The sequence below is a fragment of the Vibrio ostreicida genome (assembly GCF_013074385.2).
In the GTDB taxonomy this organism is placed as follows: domain Bacteria; phylum Pseudomonadota; class Gammaproteobacteria; order Enterobacterales; family Vibrionaceae; genus Vibrio; species Vibrio ostreicida.
The window spans coordinates 1-19,450 of the sequence record NZ_JABEYA020000019.1 but is presented as its reverse complement, the minus strand read 5'-3'; the positions used below and the strand labels follow the sequence as shown (position 1 = coordinate 19,450).

The following is a 19,450-nucleotide window of genomic DNA, read 5'->3' as shown; positions in this document are numbered from 1 at the left end:
TCTTTTCATATTTAAATTGTTGTTTTATCACATAAATATAAACATTATTTTTTGTGCTTTTTGTTCTGAACTACGTGGGGTGTTTAGGTTATAATCACTTTTCATGTATAGATAACCAGTAGCTGAGCACCCAATGGACCCTTCTTTACTTCTTGACGGTTTGAATGACAAACAGCGTGAGGCTGTTGCTGCCCCATTAGAAAACTTACTTGTCCTCGCGGGCGCAGGCAGTGGTAAAACGCGCGTGTTGGTCCATCGTATTGCCTGGTTAATGTCAGTCGAGCAGGCCTCGCCGTTTTCGATTATGTCCGTGACTTTTACCAATAAAGCGGCGGCTGAGATGCGTGGCCGTATAGAAGAGCTTATGATGGGAAGCGCTTCGGGAATGTGGAATGGCACGTTTCATGGCATCTGTCATCGCATTCTACGTGCTCACTATCTTGATGCCCGACTACCAGAAGATTTCCAGATTATTGATTCTGATGACCAACAGCGATTGTTGCGTCGGCTTATAAAAGCTCAGAATCTGGATGAGAAACAATGGCCGGCTCGACAGGCAGCTTGGTGGATCAATGGCAAGAAAGACGAAGGTCTGCGCCCCAATCATATTGATGCTTACCGTGATCCTATCACTCAGACTTACCTTCAGTTATACGCGGCCTACCAAGAAGCGTGTGATCGAGCAGGGCTGGTCGACTTTGCCGAAATTTTGCTTCGAGTTCATGAACTTCTGCGCGATAAAAAGTCTATTCGTGACCATTATCAGGCTCGTTTTAAGCATATTTTGGTTGACGAATTTCAAGACACCAACAATATCCAGTACGCGTGGTTGAGAATGATGGCGGGACCAGAATCTCATGTCATGATTGTCGGCGATGATGATCAGTCCATCTATGGGTGGCGCGGGGCAAAAATAGAAAATATTGAAAAGTTTACTCACGAATTTCCCAAAGTGAAGACTGTCCGTCTAGAACAAAACTATCGTTCTACCAAGACAATTCTAGAAGCATCGAATACTTTGATTGCCAATAATACTGAACGTATGGGCAAAGAGCTTTGGACAGAGGGAAGTGAAGGCGAGCCTATTTCTGTCTATTCAGCATACAACGAGCTTGATGAGGCGCGCTTTGCTGTTAGTAAGATCAAAGCATGGCAGGAAAAAGGCTCGGCACTAAATGACGCAGCGATGCTTTATCGAAACAATGCTCAATCTCGTGTTCTTGAGGAAGCATTGATTCAGGCAGGGTTACCGTATCGCATTTATGGTGGAATGCGGTTTTTTGAACGTCAGGAGATAAGAGATGCGTTGAGTTACCTTCGCCTAATGGCAAATCGGAACGATGATGCCGCGTTTGAGCGAGTGGTGAATACACCGACGCGTGGTTTAGGTGACAAAACGCTTGAGACGATTCGATTCGCTGCACGTGATCGCGGTTGCACGATGTGGGATGCCAGCCTGATCTTGCTTGAGGAAAAAGTGTTGGCGAATCGAGCCGCGGGCGCGCTCAGTCGTTTCGTTGAATTAATCACGGCTCTGGAAGATGATACTCGTGAGTTGTCACTTCATGAGCAAGCTGATCATGTCATTAAATACTCAGGCTTGTTCGCTATGTACGAACAAGAAAAGGGTGAAAAATCTAAAGCTCGTGTTGAAAACCTTGAAGAATTGGTGACGGCGACTCGGCAGTTTGAGAAGCCTGAAGAGGCTGACGAAATGACGATGCTGACGGCTTTTCTTACTCACGCTGCACTGGAAGCGGGCGAAGGGCAAGCTGATGAGTTCGACGACGCGGTCCAACTGATGACGTTGCACAGTGCGAAAGGTTTAGAGTTTCCTTTGGTTTTCATGGTCGGTGTCGAAGAGGGCATGTTCCCAAGCCAGATGTCAGCCGAAGAAGCAGGACGTCTCGAAGAAGAGCGCCGCTTATGTTATGTCGGTATGACCCGCGCAATGGAGAAACTTTACATTACTTATGCTGAAATGCGTCGTCTTTATGGTCAGGATAAGTATCACAAGCCGTCGCGTTTTATCAGAGAGTTGCCGGAAAGTTGTCTGGATGAAGTGCGAATGAAAGCACAAGTAAGCCGTCCAGCCAGCGCTGGACGTTTTAGTCAGACGGTCGTCAAAGACACCTTCAATGAAACAGGTTTTAGTTTGGGTTCAAGAGTTGTGCATCCCAAATTTGGTGAAGGGACAATCATTAACTTTGAAGGCAGTGGTCCGCAAAGTCGTGTTCAGGTTGCTTTTAATGGCGAGGGTATTAAGTGGTTAGTGACCGCTTATGCGAAACTGGAGCAATTGTAATTACAAAGAAAAACCCCGAGAGCTTGCGCTTCTCGGGGTTGTGGTCCTACTCGCAGCAATCCAGCTACTAAAGGTGCTCCATGCATCTAATCCTTGATAGTATATGCTGATGTCCTTCAGCTTAGTCCATTCATCGCCATCCTTTAGCGGTGTCCTTTGACCCTATCCTGGTCCACTAACTGTCCTAGTTAGCTCACTTTGCTCAATCCTAAGCCGTGTCCTTTCATCATCCTGATGACAAGTCCTTCCCTCTTCCAGAGGTGTCCATTTCCCATCCTTAGTAGCAACCATCCTAGTTACTATTGAGTCCGTTCAATGTCCAGTTTGCTATCCTTGCCGATTGTTCATCCTGAGCAACCGTTCCTTCTTCCTGAAGATAACCAAATCCGTGGTCAGTTCCTGTTCCGTGCCGACTTCCCTCCGACACAAACCATCTTACGGTTTTGTCCCTTTTCAGCAAGCCGGTGAAAGTACATTAGCAAAACCTTTTTTATTGGGAGAATTTACTTGTTGTTATATAACAGTTACTTAGTCATTTTATGATGAGGTTTTCTCACTAAGAAAGCTGTATTTGCTCACCAGTTTGTAAGAGATATCTCACAAACTGGTGAGCTGATCGACGTTATTGGCCGACCGCCGTTCCTTCGCGTCGAGGATCCGCGGCACCTTCCAATGTATTATTTTTGAATAAAATAGCGTGTAACCCTGAGTTTAGGTCGCGAACATTTACGTCAAAGCCCATTTCTTCCAGCTCCGCTTTTAGTGATTCGGCCTGACTGCCTTGCTCAATATCCAGCGTACCGAAACGATTCAGTATATGCGCCTGATTTATTGCTTGCTGGATATCCATTCCCCATTGTGTGTGAGCGATAATGGCTTGAGCAACATAGCCTATGATACGACTTCCGCCTGGAGAGCCAATGGCCATATAGGGTTTGCCATTTTGCATAATGATGGTGGGTGCCATTGATGAGCGTGGGCGTTTACCTGGCTCAAGACGATTGGCGATAGGCCGTCCGTCTTGGTGGGTTCTAAATGAAAAGTCAGTTAATTCATTGTTTAACAAAAAGCCATTCGTCATCAGGCGTGACCCAAACGCGTTTTCAATCGTCGTGGTAATGGAAACCACGTTGCCATCTTTATCTGCGACGTTGAAATGACTGGTGGATGGCAGCTCAATGGATTCATCCTTGCTCTGTACTCGGGCATAGTCCCAAGGTGGGTTGCCTGCTGGTGCAGAGTCAAGCGCTTTTCCTGGTGTGATTAATTTTGCTCGTTGTTTTAGGTAGTCAGAATCGAGTAATCCTTTAGTTGGCATGGGCACAAAGTCTTCATCTGCCATGTACATACCTCTGTCGGCAAACGCTAGACGAGAGGCATCCGCAATCACTTGCCAGGATTTGGCGCTGTTGGGGCCCCAGTTCTTGAGATCAAATTGCTCAGTAATGGACAGAATTTGTCCTACTGTTAAAGCACCCGAGCCTGGTGGGCCCATGCCACAGATATTGTAGCTCTGGTAAGCGGAGCAAACAGGCTCACGTTGTATAATTTGGTAATTGCTTAAATCCCGATGTGCGAGGACTCCCGGGTTGCCAGCAGCGTTTTGTACGGTTGCGACGATATCTGCGGCAATTTTTCCTTGATAAAAAGCATTTGCTCCCCCTTTGGATATTGCTTCCAGTGTGGCGGCGTACTGAGGGTTTTTGAGCAAAGCACCTTGGACTTTGGGTGTACCGTCAGGGTTAAAGAAGTAGGCTTTTGTGCTTGGAAAGCGTGATAGGCGATCCGCATCTTGCGCAATAAGCGTGGCTAAACGGGCACTGATTTCAAAGCCTTGCTGTGCGACTTCAATAACCGGCTGAATTAGGGTCGACCATTTCAGTTTTCCATGAGCTTGGTGTGTTTCCCACATCAACTTGACGGTTCCGGGCGTGCCAACAGAACGGCCACCGACCACAGCATCGTAAAACTGTAGGGGTTCTCCACTCTTGTCCTGAAATAAACGCGGCGTTGCTGCTAGTGGCGCAGTTTCTCGGCCATCATAGGTGGTCAGTGATTGTTGCTTTGCATCCCAGTACACCAGAAAAGCGCCACCCCCAATACCAGACGATTGCGGCTCAACCAAGCCCAACATAAGTTGAGTGGTGATCATGGCATCGATGGCATTGCCACCCTGTCTTAGAATTGCAGCCCCCGCCTGTGTGGCGATTGGGTTTGCAGCGGTAACCATCCAATCGTTCGCTTTAACCAGCTGTTTTTTTTCTAAGCCACTGCTTTGTTCTGGAGCGACGGAATCGGCCGCTTGATCGGCAAGGCTCCCCATTGACGTCAACATTAAACACGTCGTGATAAATTTACGTTTCCACTGCATTTTATTCTCCTTTTTTATGCGCAGACAGGGTGACAGTGGAAGCAAAAAGAGTCTAAAGGTTTGTTGTATAAATGTTGCGTAGAATCAAAAATTACACAAATAACAGTAATGTCGTTAATGATTGCCCAACAATACTCAGACCAATAAGCGTGAACAAAACTCCGCATAGCCCATCAATGTAAATAGACAGACTGTGGATTTTCTTTTGCATACTGGGTGTGGAAAGCACCCAGGCAAGAAAAGAGAACCATAAGAATGACAGACTCCAGAGAATCAAGACCGCGAATCCTTTTCCCGTTATAGACATACTCGCAGGAACCAGACTGGACATCAGGCTAAGAAAAAAGACGAGCGCTTTCGGATTGAGAATATTGGTCGCCAATCCTCGCGAAAAAGCTTGACGCTTATTGCTGAGGACAAAGGGGGGCAGTGAAGAATCGACGGAAGAATTCGACGTTCTAATGACTTTCCACACGGTTTTGAGGCCACTTAGGCCTAGATACAATAAGTAACTACCGCCAGCGAATTGAAGGGCGGCAAATAAGCTAGGTTGCTGCTGAACCAGATAGCTGACACCTGTCAAACTGAGAATCGAATGCAATAGAATGCCAAATGACAGGCCCAGAGCGATATAAAGACCGGTTTCTCGACCAAAGCGGGTCGAGTTTTGGACCACAAGGGCAAAATCTGGGCCGGGACTCATGAGAGCAACAAAATGAACCACAGCAAGCGTGGCTAGGATGGTGAGTTCGTTCATAATAATTGGTGGCAATGAAATAATGGTGGGATTATGCCTAACAGCGACCTGCGGTGATTGTAAAAAAATGACATTAATTAATTTGGGAAGGAGTGATGCCAAAAGTGGTTTTAAACGCCTTGATAAAATGGGCTTGATCATAGAAGCCGATTTGATAGGCGACATCGATACTATGGCCTCCTGCTCTGAGTAGCTTCATCGCTTGTTCGAGTCTTAGGCGAGTCAACCAAGCGTAAGGGGTGATCCCTATTTTTGCCTTAAAATGACGTTGAAATTGAGTCGGGCTGAGTTGGCAAAGTTGTGAGAGATCTTGCAGACGGATAGGTTGGTCGAGATGATCAAGTAAATAGTCTTTGAGGGTGGCGATGGACTGGTTACCCAAAGGAGTAACGTGGGTTTGTTTTACACTGCCATAGTGACGAAAGAGTCTCTCAAACCCTTCATATGGCATACAATCTTGCGCTAATTGACTTACTTTGCTGTTGGCGAGCAGGCCGTGCAGCTTAGCAAGGGAAGTGAACAGTTTGTCATCAGAAATGACCAGCTGTTTAAAGTGAATCTGGGTCTGAGGGCGTTGTAACTGTGCGAGTTCGCTAAACCAACATGGCTCAAGTGTAAACACACGAACTTGATAGCCAGATTGACATAGGGATTGCCCATCGTGAAGCTCATCAGGTGGCATGATCACGAGCTGGCCCGCCCCAACATGGTAGTGAGTACCTTGGTACTGAAACTTTTGTTCTCCTTCCGTAATCAGGCCAATATGAAAATCTAGGTGGTAGTGGCGCGTAAAAGAGAACGACTGATAATTGGCTTCAATCAGGCTGAGTTGTGTATGTTGTGTGGTGTGATAGTGAACCTGTTCCATGAAGCGCTAAGTTTTGGTCAAATATTGACCTATTTTAGCGCTTGCTCAATTGATTGTCTTGTAAAAAATGATCACCGACTTGTTGGCGGCGGACGACGCAGGTGTTTACTGGCTCTAAACCCATCAACACTAAAAATGAGCAAAGCTCCCCAAATGCAAGCAAAGGTCACGGCTTTGTCAATCGTAAAAGCTTCATCGTAAACAAGGACAGCGAGCAGGAACATTAAACTTGGACCTATGTACTGGAAAAAGCCTAAGGTCGAGAGCTTGAGACGAGTAGCAGCACTGGTAAAGCAAAGTAGGGGCAGCGTTGTAACCACCCCAGCAGCAATCAGCAAGACATTTAACTGGAGATCATTCAATGCCAAATTTGATGTTGAGCTATCGGCGAACCACAACAAATAAATGGCCGCTACGGGCAGTAAGAGTAATGTCTCAATAAACAGGCCCGTTTGAGCATCTAAACTGATTTTTTTGCGCAATAAACCATACAAACCGAAACTTAATGCGAGCGCGATCGCGACGATGGGCACTGAACCAAAAATGACCAGTTGCACCATAACCCCACAGGCAGCGAGCGTGACGGCAAACCACTGCATTTTACGCAAACGCTCACCAAGAAATACCATTCCAATCACAACATTAATCAAGGGGTTAATATAGTAACCGAGACTGGCATCAAGCATGTGGTTTGTGTTGACTGCCCAAATGAAAATTAACCAGTTCGCCGCAATAATCACTGAGGTTACCACCAAAAATAGCATCTTCTTTTTAGAACTGATGACTTCACGGACCTTATTCCAACGACTGCCAAGTTGAAGCAACGCGGCCAAAAAGACAAAAGACCATATTACTCTGTGGCTAAGAATCTCCATGGGGGAGACGTCGCTGACAAGTTTAAAATAAATGGGAGCAATGCCCCACATAGTATAAGCACCAATGGCCAGTAAGATACCTTGCTTTGCTCTGTGTTGTTCTTCGGGTGTCATTGGGTTTCTCAATGGTTAGTCTAATAAACTGAACGAACATTATACGAATGAGGTAACTAATCACCTAATAAATTACGGTTTTATTCGCATCCAATCACAACTACAATGGCGTTTTGCATTTCCCTGTTTCTTTTCCAATTGAGATATTCATGACTGCGACCCTGCTTGCTGAACAATCTGATCCATCGCTCACCCCACAACGTGTTTTGCAAGACGTGTTTGGCTATCAGACTTTTCGAGATGGTCAGAAAGACGTCATTGATGGTGCAGTTAAAGGCGCAGATAGTTTAGTGATCATGCCAACAGGAGGGGGCAAATCCCTTTGCTACCAAATTCCAGCGTTGGTGCGTAGTGGGTTAACTGTGGTTGTTTCTCCCTTGATCGCTTTGATGAAAGACCAAGTTGATCAGTTAAAGGCGAACGGTGTGGCGGCAGAGTGCATCAACTCAACCATGACAAGGGATGAGCTTGTTTCGGTTTACAACCGCATGAATACCGGTGCGTTGAAGATGGTTTATGTGTCTCCAGAACGCGTATTAATGCGAGATTTTATGGACAGACTTAACCAGCTATCGGTGTCGATGATAGCGGTTGATGAAGCACATTGTATTTCTCAATGGGGGCATGATTTCAGGCCAGAGTACGCGTCTCTTGGCCAACTTAAGAAGTGGTTTCCTCATGTTCCAGTGATGGCGCTGACCGCGACCGCTGACGATGCCACTCGCAACGATATCATACAACGCCTTCAGCTGGACGCGCCACAGACCTATCTGAGTAGCTTTGACCGACCCAATATCCGTTATACTTTGGTTGAGAAGCATAAACCTGTCTCACAAGTGATTCGGTTTCTCGCAACGCATAAAGGAAACTGCGGCATCATTTATTGTGGTAGTCGTAAAAAAGTTGAGATGTTGACTGAGAAGTTATGTAACAACCACATACGGGCTGCCAGTTATCATGCTGGGCTTGACGCCGATGAGCGAGGGTATGTTCAAGAGGCTTTTCAAAGAGACGATATACAAATTGTTGTTGCCACCGTTGCGTTTGGGATGGGAATCAACAAACCCAATGTTCGTTTCGTTGTCCACTTTGATATCCCGCGTAATATAGAGTCTTACTATCAGGAAACAGGCAGAGCCGGTCGAGATGGCTTGCCAGCAGAAGCCATGATGTTATTTGACCCATCAGATATCAATTGGCTAAGGCGAATGTTAGATGAGAAAGATGACGGACCGCAGAAAAAGGTGGAATCGCACAAACTGAATGCAATGAGTGCGTTTGCTGAAGCTCAAACATGCCGACGTCAGGTTTTACTCAATTATTTTGGTGAATATCGCGAAAAGCCGTGTGGCAATTGTGATATTTGCTTGGACCCACCCAAACACTTTGATGGTTCAGAGCAGGCGAGAAAAGCATTATCTTGTGTTTATCGAGTCAATCAAAGTTTTGGTATGGGCTACGTGGTCGAAGTGCTACGTGGGATGCAAAATATCCGAATACGTGAAAATGGTCACGATAAACTGACTACTTATGGGATTGGACGAGAGAATAGCCACGACTACTGGGTGAGTATTTTTCGTCAGCTCATTCATAAAGGTTTGTTGTTTCAGAATATTACCCGTAATTCGACATTGCAGTTGACCGAAGAAGCCCGCCCTGTTTTACGTGGTGAGACTGCGCTTGAATTGGCCGTACCTAGGTTAGACACCGCGGTGCGATCGGCAAAATCGGATAAATTGATCAGCAAAAATTACGACAAGAAGTTGTTTGCAAAATTGCGTAAATTGCGGAAAGCGATTGCCGATGAAGATGGCCTCCCTCCCTATGTCGTGTTTAGTGATGCGACCTTGATCGACATGGCCGAAATCTTACCCACGTCGTATGGTGAAATGCTGGCAGTCAACGGGGTTGGGCAGCGTAAGTTAGAAAAATATGCTGACTCATTTTTAGATCTTATACAGGAGCATGTAACCCATCATGGTTGACCCGCAAATATTTTCAGACCAGAAGACGGATTTTGGGCTTATACAATATGAAGCTGAGCAAAGCCGTATGATTGTGCGCACCCCGAGTTTTGATTTTGATACCTTCCCTATACTAGGGGAGACATTGTTAGGTCTGCTTTCAGCCAATGCCATCGAAAAGCAGTCGGATGCTGATCTTCACTCATGGTTGATTGATTTCGAGGGTTGTCAGTTATTTCTCCGAGCTGAGCATTACAGCGAATGTGTTTGGTTTGAAGCTGTGGCTAGCGGAGACGCTAGAGAGGAACTCGACTTTCTTGCTTCTTTGTTTCTACGTGGTTTTTAAACGCAATCTCTGAGGCCTGCAATTGTTGATGGCGGATTGGTTGAAGTGAAAGTTGGTTAATGTATAATCGCCGACCGAGAGATTTATCAACGTTAAGGTGCTGATATGACCAAACGAAGATTATCTTAAATATCAAGGTTCTTTTATTTAATTGTTGGTTAGGCTGGCTCCAGTGACGAGGAGGTGGTCGATTTGGGTTCCCTCACCCCCAAACCAAACTAAAAAGGTACAGCATGAGTCATTTTACCCCAGCGCAGCAGCGCAAAGCCCTTTTTCTACTTGTCCTATTCCATTTGATTATCATTGCATCAAGTAATTACTTAGTGCAGCTACCGTTCACTCTCTTTGGGTTTCATACCACTTGGGGGGCGTTTACGTTTCCGTTTATTTTCTTAGCAACGGATTTAACCGTAAGAATCTTTGGGGCTCAATTAGCTCGTCGCATCATTTTTTGGGTGATGTTACCAGCCTTGGCGGTGTCTTACGGTCTGTCTGTCCTATTTTTCGAGGGGCAGTACCAAGGCTTCTCCCAAATGGGGGAATTTAATGTCTTTGTCGCACGTATCGCTATTGCGAGTTTTATGGCTTACTTGCTAGGACAAATTTTAGATGTTCATGTCTTTAACCGTTTGCGCCAGATGAAAAAGTGGTGGGTTGCGCCCACGTGCTCGACACTCTTTGGCAATGCGTTGGATACCATTGCATTTTTTGCTATCGCTTTCTACCAAAGTTCAGATCCTTTTATGGCTGAGCATTGGACAGAAATTGCGTTGGTCGACTACGGGTTTAAATTGATCATTAGCTTAGGTTTATTTGTCCCTATGTACGGGGTACTACTCAACTTTTTGATTAAGAAAATGACGGCGGTAAACCCTCAATTTAAAGCGGTTGGCGCTCACTGAGAAAGGAAAAGAAACAAGCTCAGCAGAGTCAATCTACTGGGCTTGTTGTGTGTTCGAAATAGGATTTAGCGTGTGATAATGCTCAGTGGCCAGCCAATGTCACTTTGCTGATGAGCCTCTATTTCCAATTCCGTTGCCGTTAAAGGATTGGTATCTAGCCACTGCTTCTCTAATATCAGTGATAACTTATCCCCCTCCGACTGAATCAAAATTTTCGGCTCTAACTGCGGATTTCGACGGTGAGTGAGTAAGACCGATAGTCGCAGTAAGCGAAGTAACCTTCTTGCACTGGTCCCTGATAAGGCATGTTGTTCTGGGATAGAGGTGAGTTGATCGCGATAGCGGCGAGCAATCTCACCGAGGAAATGTTTCTGTGCTCGTGTATAGCCCGGTAAATCTAGGTGTTGCAGCAGATAAGCACTGTGCTCTCCACCCTTCTTGAAATCGATGGACAACCCAATCTCATGGAGTTGTGCTACTGTGCTTAACAGGACAGCGCCATGCTCTTCAACAATCCAGTCTTTTTCGCATTGGTCGAGCATTTTGCTGGCCAAGCTTGCGACTTGTTCTCCATACAAGGTATCAATTTGATAGCGGATCTGAACGTTGGTGATGGTTCGAGAGCGGACATCGCTTTGTTTGAGTTCGTCGACCATGTCATAAACAAGGCCTTCACGAAGTGCCCCGCCCGCTAATGTCATGGAATCAATTTCAAGTAACTCAAAGACAGCGATAAGGATAGAAAGGCCGCTTGGGAACACTAACGCTCGCTCAAGTGTCAGACCACTAATATCCAGCTCCTCAAGGTACTCGGCCAACATCGCTTGCTTTTGTAATCGCTTGAGTTTGGTGAGCGTGATGATCTCATCCATACCTTGAGCCAGCATGATTTCTTGTAGTGCTTGCACCGTGCCAGATGCTCCGACGCACATATCCCAGCCTATTTGCGAGTATTGTTGCAAAATGGGCTGAAGTGTTTGCTTCGCGGACTGAATTGCACGATCAAAATTTTCGATGGTCAATTGACGGTCTTGAAAGTGTTTTTCAAGCCAGGTCACGCAGCCCATCTGTAAGCTTGTCAAAGCTTTGGCTTCAAAGCCTTCGCCAATAATGACTTCAGTGCTCGCACCGCCTATATCAACGACTAAGCGGCGACCATTGCCTCCCGAGGTATGAGCCACCCCTTTGTAAATAGTGGCGGCTTCTTCTTCCCCATCAATGACGTTAATGTCATGCCCAAGAATTTTGTTCGCCTTGTTGAGAAACTCAGCGGCGTTGGTGGCTGTTCTGAGCGTAGCGGTCCCAACAATGCGAATATTGCCTTGTGGAATATCCTGAAGCCGTTCTGCAAATAAACGTAAGCAGTCCCATCCACGTTGCATTGCTTCTAGGCTTAGCGTGTTACTTTTGTCTAATCCTGCCGCAAGGCGAACTTTGCGTTTTATTTTCGCCATTGTTTGAACACTGCCACTAATGTGGCGCACAACGAGCATATGAAAACTGTTCGACCCAAGGTCAATAGCTGCGTAAAGGGGTGATGAAACTGCTTGGTTCATAGGCGACTTAAGAATCCTTTTTATGGCGTGGCCGTGAGCGGTGGGTTGAACGACGGTTGCCGTTTCGAGGGCCGCCGGTGTTGGTGCGACGTTGCTGCTGAGGTCGATTTGAACGCATGCGTATTGGCGCAGGAAGATCCTCGATCAGGGCCTGAGGGTCGTAATCAGACACAGGAATTCTGTGCTCAATATATTCCTCAATAGGAGGCAGATTAATCGCGTAATCTTCACAGGCAAAACTGAGTGAGTGGCCACTTTCTCCAGCGCGGCCTGTACGGCCGATGCGGTGAACATAATCCTCGCAATCGTCGGGTAGGTCGAAGTTAAAGACGTGGGTGACTTGCGGGATATGCAGTCCACGGGCAGCAACGTCGGTTGCGACCAGCAAATCTACTTCACCGCGAGTGAATTGTTCAAGAATACGTTCGCGCTTCTTCTGAGGGATATCGCCCGTCAGTAAGCCAACACGATGGCCGTCTGCGGCTAAATGTCCCCAGACGGATTCACATTTATGCTTGGTATTGGCGAAAATGATGGCGCGGTCAGGCCATTCTTCTTCGATGAGCGTTTGCAGAAGTGACATTTTGTGTTCGTTTGAAGGATAGAATAACTCTTCCTGGATGCGGTGTCCGGTTTTACGCTCTGGATCGGCGACGACACGCTCAGGGTTATGCATATGTTCAAATGCTAATTCCTGAACTCGGTAGGAGAGGGTCGCTGAAAACAACATATTCAAACGTTCTTTCGGTTCCGGCATATTGCGAAACAAGAAACGAATATCCTTAATAAAGCCGAGATCAAACATACGATCTGCTTCATCGAGAACCACAACCTGAATTTGTTTTAGGTTAAACACTTTCTGTTTGTAGAAATCAATAATGCGACCTGTGGTGCCGATCAGTATATCCACCCCTTGTTCAAGCTTACCAAGTTGCTTCTCGTAGCTCTCGCCACCGTAGGCTAAACAAGCTTTGATTCCGGTGCTTGCGATAAGAGGTTCCGCATCATTGTAAATCTGAATTGCCAGTTCTCGCGTCGGAGCCATGATAATCGCTCGTGGTTGAGTCGGCTTGCGGCCTTCATTTTCTCCTGTTGTTAGTAAGTGGTTAAAAGTAGCAGTCAGGAAGGCTAATGTCTTACCTGTACCCGTTTGGGCTTGGCCTGCGATGTCTTGGCCGGTGAGCAGGACCGGCAACGCCAAGGCTTGGATAGGGGTACAAATTTTGAACCCTTTAGTTTCCAAACCTTCAGTAACTTGGGGGTGTAAACCCAAATTGGCGAACTTTTGCTCTGTGATGTGCGTCTTTTTCATAGGTATAGAATATCAGCTTAAGCTTGCAATACGAAAGTAAATACATTCCAATAGGGCATCTAAATACTGGTTACCATCCAACCAGTCCCAAAAAAGCACATTGGAGTGGAAGATGAGTGATAAGATTTTGCAGCTGACTGATGACGGTTTTGAGAACGACGTAATCAACGCTGCAGGCCCGGTTCTTGTAGATTTTTGGGCAGAATGGTGCGGTCCTTGTAAGATGATTGCCCCTATTCTCGACGAGATTTCAGAAGAGTACCAAGGCAAACTCACTATCGGGAAGCTGAATATCGATCAAAATGCGGATACACCGCCTAAATTTGGTATTCGTGGCATCCCTACATTGCTTCTGTTTAAAGAAGGTAATGTTGCAGCGACCAAAGTTGGTGCGATTTCTAAGACTCAATTGAAAGAGTTTTTGGACGCTAACCTATAATTAAATGGCTTGGTATGACCGTGCATTTTGTTCAAATGCACGGTTTTGTTTTTGAACGCCAACAAAATCTAGACTAGGCTAGTATTTAGTGCTAGTTTATCGCACGTTAATTAAACAAGTTTCTCTTCTTGGTCGATCCTGTGACCAAAATTCATCTTAACTAAAAAACAGATCCTATTTTGACTAAAAAAGTATCCACCACCATGAATCTAACAGAACTGAAGAACAGACCTGTGTCTGATCTTGTCAAACTTGGCGAAAGCTTGGGCCTTGAAAACCTAGCGCGTTTAAGAAAACAAGACATTATCTTCGCCATCCTTAAAGCACACGCGAAAAGTGGTGAAGATATTTTTGGCGACGGGGTTCTGGAAATACTTCAAGACGGCTTTGGCTTTCTTCGCAGTGCTGACAGCTCTTACTTGGCAGGTCCTGACGATATCTATGTATCACCGAGTCAGATCCGCCGCTTCAACTTGCGGACGGGTGACTCCATTGCGGGTAAGATTCGTCCTCCGAAAGACGGCGAACGCTACTTTGCCTTGTTGAAAGTCAATACGGTTAATGATGACAAGCCTGACAATGCTCGCAACAAGATTCTTTTTGAGAACTTGACTCCATTACACGCCAATGAGCGTATGGTGATGGAGCGTGGCAACGGCTCGACGGAAGATATTACTGCACGCGTACTGGACTTGGCTTCACCCATTGGTAAAGGTCAACGTGGTTTGATTGTCGCTCCGCCAAAAGCGGGTAAAACCATGTTGTTGCAGAATATTGCCCAAAGTATCGCTTACAAACATCCTGAATGTGAACTCATGGTGCTTCTTATCGATGAGCGTCCTGAAGAAGTGACAGAGATGCAGCGTCTTGTTAAAGGCGAAGTGATTGCATCGACGTTTGATGAGCCCGCTTCACGTCACGTGCAAGTTGCCGAAATGGTGATTGAAAAAGCCAAACGTCTTGTTGAACATAAGAAGGACGTTGTCATTCTGCTGGACTCTATTACGCGTTTGGCTCGTGCATACAACACGGTTGTGCCATCATCAGGTAAAGTTCTGACGGGTGGTGTTGATGCTAATGCCCTTCACCGTCCTAAGCGATTCTTTGGCGCGGCACGGAACGTTGAAGAGGGAGGCAGTCTGACCATTATCGCAACAGCGCTAGTGGATACAGGTTCGAAGATGGATGAAGTGATCTACGAAGAGTTTAAAGGGACAGGTAATATGGAGTTGCACCTGAACCGAAAGATTGCTGAAAAACGTGTTTTTCCAGCGATTGATTTTAATCGCAGTGGGACCCGTCGTGAAGAGCTACTGACTAAAGCAGACGAACTACAGAAAATGTGGATTCTGAGAAAGATCGTTCACCCAATGGGTGACATTGATGCAATGGAGTTTCTCATCGACAAGCTGGCTATGACCAAGACCAACGATGAATTCTTTGATGCGATGCGGCGTCAATAACAAAATGTGACTTCTAACGCCATCGATATTGTCGATGGCGTTTTTGTTTGCATTCTTATCTGATAGGCTTCACAATCAGGTGAAATGTTAAAAGGAAGTTAACATGCAACAAGGAATGTTGTCGTCAGTTATCCTGTGCTCTTCACTGTTATTTGGTACGACATCGGTCGTTGCTTTAGAAATGCAGCCAGAAAAAGTCGAATTGTTGCTTCAGGATGAGCAAGTTCAGAAAAAAGTTTCTGCCCTCCTCCAAAACTTATATGAAAATAAGCTCGATTCACTCAAGTTTTCCCTTGAACGGATAGCGTTACCTCAGCAAGAGGCGGCTCGTTACTTGCTCCTCAAAACCATCGAAGAACAAAATCTCATTCTTACTCCTAGAGTCGCCATCTTTGTGGAACGACAAAAATCCATGATTCCCACCTATGAGGTGTTCGATAGAGGTGAGGGTTATGAGTTTTCTGTCCCTGCTTTCAATTATCCAGCGATTGCCAGTCGTCTTCTAAAACGATGGAAACAAGACCAGTCGACGCTTGACTTTGTTCTGAAGGCCGAACGCGGTGAGTTACAATTGAAAACCTGGTTGTCAGGCAGCCGTTATCAAGTACAAGCGAGAGAAGCACTCTTGATTAAAGAATTGGACAGTTTGTCGTATGAAGCGGTGGCCGGGCTAACTGCGCAATTGACAGATGAGGCCGTGACGAGTTGGCTGCCGTCATCTGTGGTGATGGTGAAGCTGGCGCAAATCAGTGAAAATGCCGATCTTTATAAGATACTTTGGCGGATGCGTGCAGATTTTAACAGTCAAGGTGAGTTGAGCCGATTGGCGCAAACGGGGAATTCGTTTGCCGTACAGCAAATTATTCAAGCGTCTTTTAATCCTAGCTTAAAGCAACACGCTATTAAGGCGTTGGCACAGATTAAACCCCTGCCTGAGGAAGCAAAGGTTTTCTTAATTGAAAAAATGGCCGTCAAAGACGAAGCCTTGATGGTTGCGCGGGAATTGGCCAATCAGGGCTATCGACTATGGTTGCAAGAATTAGCGAATGACAACCAGACGGTTCGCCGTAGCGCGATTTTGAACGCCTTAGCACAATAGGTATAACCCCAATAAAAACAAGGCTCTTCTAGGCCTAGTTTTTGTTATACTGCCCGCAATATAATCAGTCAGCAGAAGAGCTATGAGTTTTCAGGATTTACGCGATTTTATCGCTCATTTGGAGTGCAAAGGGAAGCTGACAAGGATTGCTCACCCTGTAGACCCGCGCTATGAAATCACCGAAATCAGTGACCGCACCCTAAGAGCGGGTGGACCCGCGTTGTTGTTTGAGAATCCGATCGGTTATGACATGCCCGTTTTGGCTAACCTATTTGGCACCGCTGAACGGGTAGCGTTGGGGATGGGGCGACAAGACGTTAAAGAATTACGTGAGGTCGGTAAGTTGTTAGCTTATCTGAAGGAGCCCGAACCCCCAAAAGGGTTTAAGGATGCGCTAGAAAAGCTGCCAGTATTTAAGCAAGTGCTCAATATGCCTGTGAAGCGGCGACGTAAGGCACCGTGTCAAGACATTGTCTGGCAAGGTGACGAGGTAGATCTGGATAAAGTGCCGGTGATGAGTTGTTGGCAAGGCGATGTTGCTCCGCTTCTTACTTGGGGCCTCACGGTTACCAAAGGTCCGAGTAAAAAACGTCAGAATATCGGCATCTATCGACAACAGAAAATCGCGAAGAACAAAATTATTATGCGTTGGCTCGCTCATAGAGGCGGAGCGCTGGACTTACGTGACTGGATGGAAACGAATCCGGGGACTCCATTCCCTGTTTCTGTCGCTTTTGGGGCTGACCCAGCAACGATTCTTGGCGCTGTCACACCCGTACCCGATACATTGTCAGAGTATGCATTTGCTGGTCTACTGCGTGGCAAGAAAACGGAAGTTGTTAAGTCCATCAGTAATGATCTTGATGTTCCTGCCAGTGCTGAGATTGTTATGGAAGGGTACATAGATCCGAATGAATTCGCTGACGAAGGCCCATATGGTGATCATACGGGGTATTACAACGAAAAAGAAAAGCATCATGTCTTTACTATTACGCATATTTCGATGCGAAAAGATCCTATTTATCACAGTACCTACACGGGGAGACCGCCAGACGAACCTGCGGTTCTTGGGGTTGCCCTTAATGAAGTGTTTGTGCCAATTCTGCAAAAGCAGTTTCCTGAAATAGAAGACTTCTATTTACCTCCAGAGGGATGCTCGTACCGCATGGCGGTCGTGACGATGAAGAAACAATATCCCGGTCATGCCAAACGAGTCATGATGGGAGTATGGTCTTTCTTACGTCAGTTCATGTACACCAAGTTTGTCGTTGTGTGTGATGACAAAGTCAATGCACGCGATTGGGATCAGGTGGTGGGAGCGATGACTGAACATATGGATCCGGTAAGGGATACATTATTTATAGAAAATACCCCGATTGATTCGTTGGACTTTGCATCCCCAGTTGTTGGCCTTGGCTCGAAGATGGGCCTAGATGCGACCATAAAGTGGGAAGCGGAATTAGTAGGTTCAACGTCCGATGGACGGAGTTTTTCACGGTTAACTTCATCTGTTTTGTCCCATTTTATTCAACAGTTTCCTGAGATTGTTGATGTATATGTACCTGAAATGGCGCACAACAATGGATTTGTAATTATTTCAATGAAAAAGGAACGCGCGGGGCAGTCGCTAGAATTAGTGAACAAAATAGAGGCTTTTCTGTTAACGCATGGTGACCCTAAGTTTGTCGTACTTTGTGACCAAGACGTTAATGTGAAAGATTGGCATGATATTATATGGGCGATAACGACTCGCATGGATCCTGCACGTGACACAAAGCAGATTGATACGACGCTGAGCCATTCATCCCGTTTGGTCCTCGATGCCACGAACAAATTTGAGGGAGAAGAGGTAAACCGGGAATGGGGCTTGCCGATTAAGAAAGATCCTCAAGTCGTCGCGAAAATAGATACGTTGTGGGATAAGTTGGGTATTCAATGACCTCCTTTATTCTTTTTTACCGCAATACATTGAACTTTAAATACAAATACCGTTGGAAGCGGCATGTGATAACCATTCCGTTTCCTCTCACTGTCAGATGAGTGCATGCGCTGCTTGCCGTATGACATAAACTAGAAGAGGCAGTCTTGTATCACCTATAACCTATGCTCACACAGAAAGAGCAAAATACAGGTAGATATTGGCGTGCCAAGCTTAAGCATAAAGTCGTTTAGTACTTACTTTTGAGGAGTAGGTAAGAGGAACATCATGAGCATCCAATGTAAAGTAAAATCAATTAAGCCATTAGCCTGTAATACACATCAGATTCTTCTGCACCCAAACTCGCCTGTCAATTTTAAAGCAGGTCAGTATCTTATGGTCGTCATGGGTGAAAAGGATAAGCGTCCTTTCTCTATTGCCAGCAGCCCTTGTCGCCACCAAGGTGAATTAGAGCTTCATATTGGAGCAGCAGAGAGAAATGCTTATGCGCTCGAAGTCGTTGAAGCTTTACAAAGTGCGCTAGACAATAATGGTGAAGTGACCATAGAGGCGCCTCATGGCGACGCCTGTCTTCGTGAGAGTAGCGACCGCCCAATAATTCTTATTGCTGGAGGAACCGGCTTTAGCTACGTTCGGTCAATACTCGACCATTGTATTGCACAGAATTATGCTAAAGAGATCTTCCTTTATTGGGGAGGGCGTGACGACTCGCAGCTATATGCCAAAGATGAGTTGAACAACATCGCCTCGCAGCATAGAAACGTACATTTTGTGCCCGTTTTGGAAGCGCCGCCGTCTGAGTGGAATGGAAAGATAGGGAATGTACTCCAGGCCGTGAATGATGATTTTGACTCTTTGGCGGCGTATGACATTTATATTGCGGGAAGATTTGAAATGGCAGGGGCGGCAAGAGAACAATTCACACAGAATAAGCAAGCACAAAGTGACCGTATGTTCTCTGATGCTTATGCATTTATCTAAATGCGAATTAGTGGTTCAAATAAAGAGGGCTTTTTGCCCTAATGCCGATCAGTTAAGGCATTAATCGGCAGATCAATTGAACGATCCTCCCAATATGTAAAAATCCGATAGACCCTGTTTATCGGATTTTTTTATGCACGTTTCTCAAGCTCTCGACAT

At 45.9% G+C, this 19,450-nt stretch carries 16 protein-coding genes; 9 read left to right on the top strand and 7 right to left on the bottom strand.

The features are described 5' to 3' along the window. Positions 1 to 133 precede the first annotated feature (133 nt). On the top strand, positions 134 to 2,305 hold the full coding sequence (gene uvrD, locus HLM86_RS17795; RefSeq protein ID WP_076590279.1) for a DNA helicase II: 2,172 nt from the start codon (positions 134 to 136) through the stop codon (positions 2,303 to 2,305). A gap of 292 nt (positions 2,306 to 2,597) precedes the next feature. On the opposite strand, the gene HLM86_RS20375 is transcribed toward uvrD, so the two are convergent. From HLM86_RS20375 to rarD, 5 genes are all read right to left on the bottom strand, one after another. After that, positions 2,598 to 2,732: a hypothetical protein gene (locus HLM86_RS20375; protein ID WP_290310713.1), complete on the bottom strand. Its 135-nt coding sequence runs from the start codon at positions 2,730 to 2,732 to the stop codon at positions 2,598 to 2,600. A 195-nt stretch (positions 2,733 to 2,927) separates the two neighbouring features. After that, on the bottom strand, positions 2,928 to 4,676 hold the full coding sequence (gene ggt / locus HLM86_RS17790; RefSeq protein WP_170883496.1) for a gamma-glutamyltransferase: 1,749 nt from the start codon (positions 4,674 to 4,676) through the stop codon (positions 2,928 to 2,930). A gap of 91 nt (positions 4,677 to 4,767) precedes the next feature. Next, a complete protein-coding gene (locus HLM86_RS17785) occupies positions 4,768 to 5,433 on the bottom strand; it encodes a LysE family translocator (protein ID WP_170883497.1) in 666 nt (221 codons plus the stop codon). Positions 5,434 to 5,506: 73 nt separating this feature from the next. Continuing rightward, complete coding sequence (locus tag HLM86_RS17780; RefSeq protein WP_170883498.1) at positions 5,507 to 6,301, bottom strand: AraC family transcriptional regulator; 795 nt, start codon at positions 6,299 to 6,301, stop codon at positions 5,507 to 5,509. Between the two features lie 71 nt (positions 6,302 to 6,372). Beyond that, positions 6,373 to 7,290: an EamA family transporter RarD gene (gene rarD, locus HLM86_RS17775; protein WP_076590283.1), complete on the bottom strand. Its 918-nt coding sequence runs from the start codon at positions 7,288 to 7,290 to the stop codon at positions 6,373 to 6,375. A 149-nt stretch (positions 7,291 to 7,439) separates the two neighbouring features. Here rarD and recQ point away from each other — a divergent pair, with 149 nt between their 5' ends. From recQ to HLM86_RS17760, 3 genes are all read left to right on the top strand, one after another. After that, positions 7,440 to 9,275 carry an ATP-dependent DNA helicase RecQ gene (gene recQ / locus HLM86_RS17770; protein ID WP_076590284.1) on the top strand — a complete coding sequence of 612 codons (1,836 nt, stop codon included), beginning with the start codon at positions 7,440 to 7,442 and terminating at the stop codon, positions 9,273 to 9,275. Continuing rightward, a complete protein-coding gene (locus tag HLM86_RS17765) occupies positions 9,268 to 9,600 on the top strand; it encodes a DUF3630 family protein (RefSeq protein WP_076590285.1) in 333 nt (110 codons plus the stop codon). Before recQ ends, HLM86_RS17765 begins: the two co-directional genes overlap by 8 nt. A 233-nt stretch (positions 9,601 to 9,833) precedes the next feature. Then, the gene (locus HLM86_RS17760; protein WP_076590286.1) at positions 9,834 to 10,502 is read left to right on the top strand and encodes a 7-cyano-7-deazaguanine/7-aminomethyl-7-deazaguanine transporter; all 669 of its coding nucleotides are present in this window, start codon (positions 9,834 to 9,836) and stop codon (positions 10,500 to 10,502) included. A 65-nt stretch (positions 10,503 to 10,567) separates the two neighbouring features. On the opposite strand, the gene gppA is transcribed toward HLM86_RS17760, so the two are convergent. Both gppA and rhlB read right to left on the bottom strand, forming a co-directional pair. Beyond that, entirely contained in the window at positions 10,568 to 12,058 is a 1,491-nt protein-coding gene (gppA, locus tag HLM86_RS17755) for a guanosine-5'-triphosphate,3'-diphosphate diphosphatase (protein WP_076590287.1), read from the bottom strand. Positions 12,059 to 12,065: 7 nt separating this feature from the next. Next, positions 12,066 to 13,370 carry an ATP-dependent RNA helicase RhlB gene (rhlB, locus tag HLM86_RS17750; protein ID WP_076590288.1) on the bottom strand — a complete coding sequence of 435 codons (1,305 nt, stop codon included), beginning with the start codon at positions 13,368 to 13,370 and terminating at the stop codon, positions 12,066 to 12,068. Between the two features lie 112 nt (positions 13,371 to 13,482). Between rhlB and trxA the strand changes: the two genes are divergently transcribed. The 5 genes from trxA to fre all read left to right on the top strand — a co-directional run bounded on the left by trxA (position 13,483) and on the right by fre (position 19,291). Further along, positions 13,483 to 13,809 carry a thioredoxin TrxA gene (gene trxA, locus HLM86_RS17745; protein WP_076590289.1) on the top strand — a complete coding sequence of 109 codons (327 nt, stop codon included), beginning with the start codon at positions 13,483 to 13,485 and terminating at the stop codon, positions 13,807 to 13,809. Positions 13,810 to 14,012: 203 nt separating this feature from the next. Further along, positions 14,013 to 15,272, top strand: a complete 1,260-nt coding sequence (rho, locus tag HLM86_RS17740; protein ID WP_076590290.1) for a transcription termination factor Rho — start codon at positions 14,013 to 14,015, stop codon at positions 15,270 to 15,272. Between the two features lie 103 nt (positions 15,273 to 15,375). Further along, positions 15,376 to 16,371 (top strand): hypothetical protein, encoded by a 996-nt coding sequence (locus HLM86_RS17735; protein WP_076590291.1) that lies wholly within the window; start codon positions 15,376 to 15,378, stop codon positions 16,369 to 16,371. A gap of 82 nt (positions 16,372 to 16,453) precedes the next feature. Further along, positions 16,454 to 18,310 (top strand): 4-hydroxy-3-polyprenylbenzoate decarboxylase, encoded by a 1,857-nt coding sequence (gene ubiD / locus HLM86_RS17730; RefSeq protein ID WP_076590292.1) that lies wholly within the window; start codon positions 16,454 to 16,456, stop codon positions 18,308 to 18,310. Between the two features lie 267 nt (positions 18,311 to 18,577). Further along, the gene (gene fre / locus HLM86_RS17725) at positions 18,578 to 19,291 is read left to right on the top strand and encodes an NAD(P)H-flavin reductase (protein WP_170883499.1); all 714 of its coding nucleotides are present in this window, start codon (positions 18,578 to 18,580) and stop codon (positions 19,289 to 19,291) included. Positions 19,292 to 19,450: the final 159 nt, after the last annotated feature.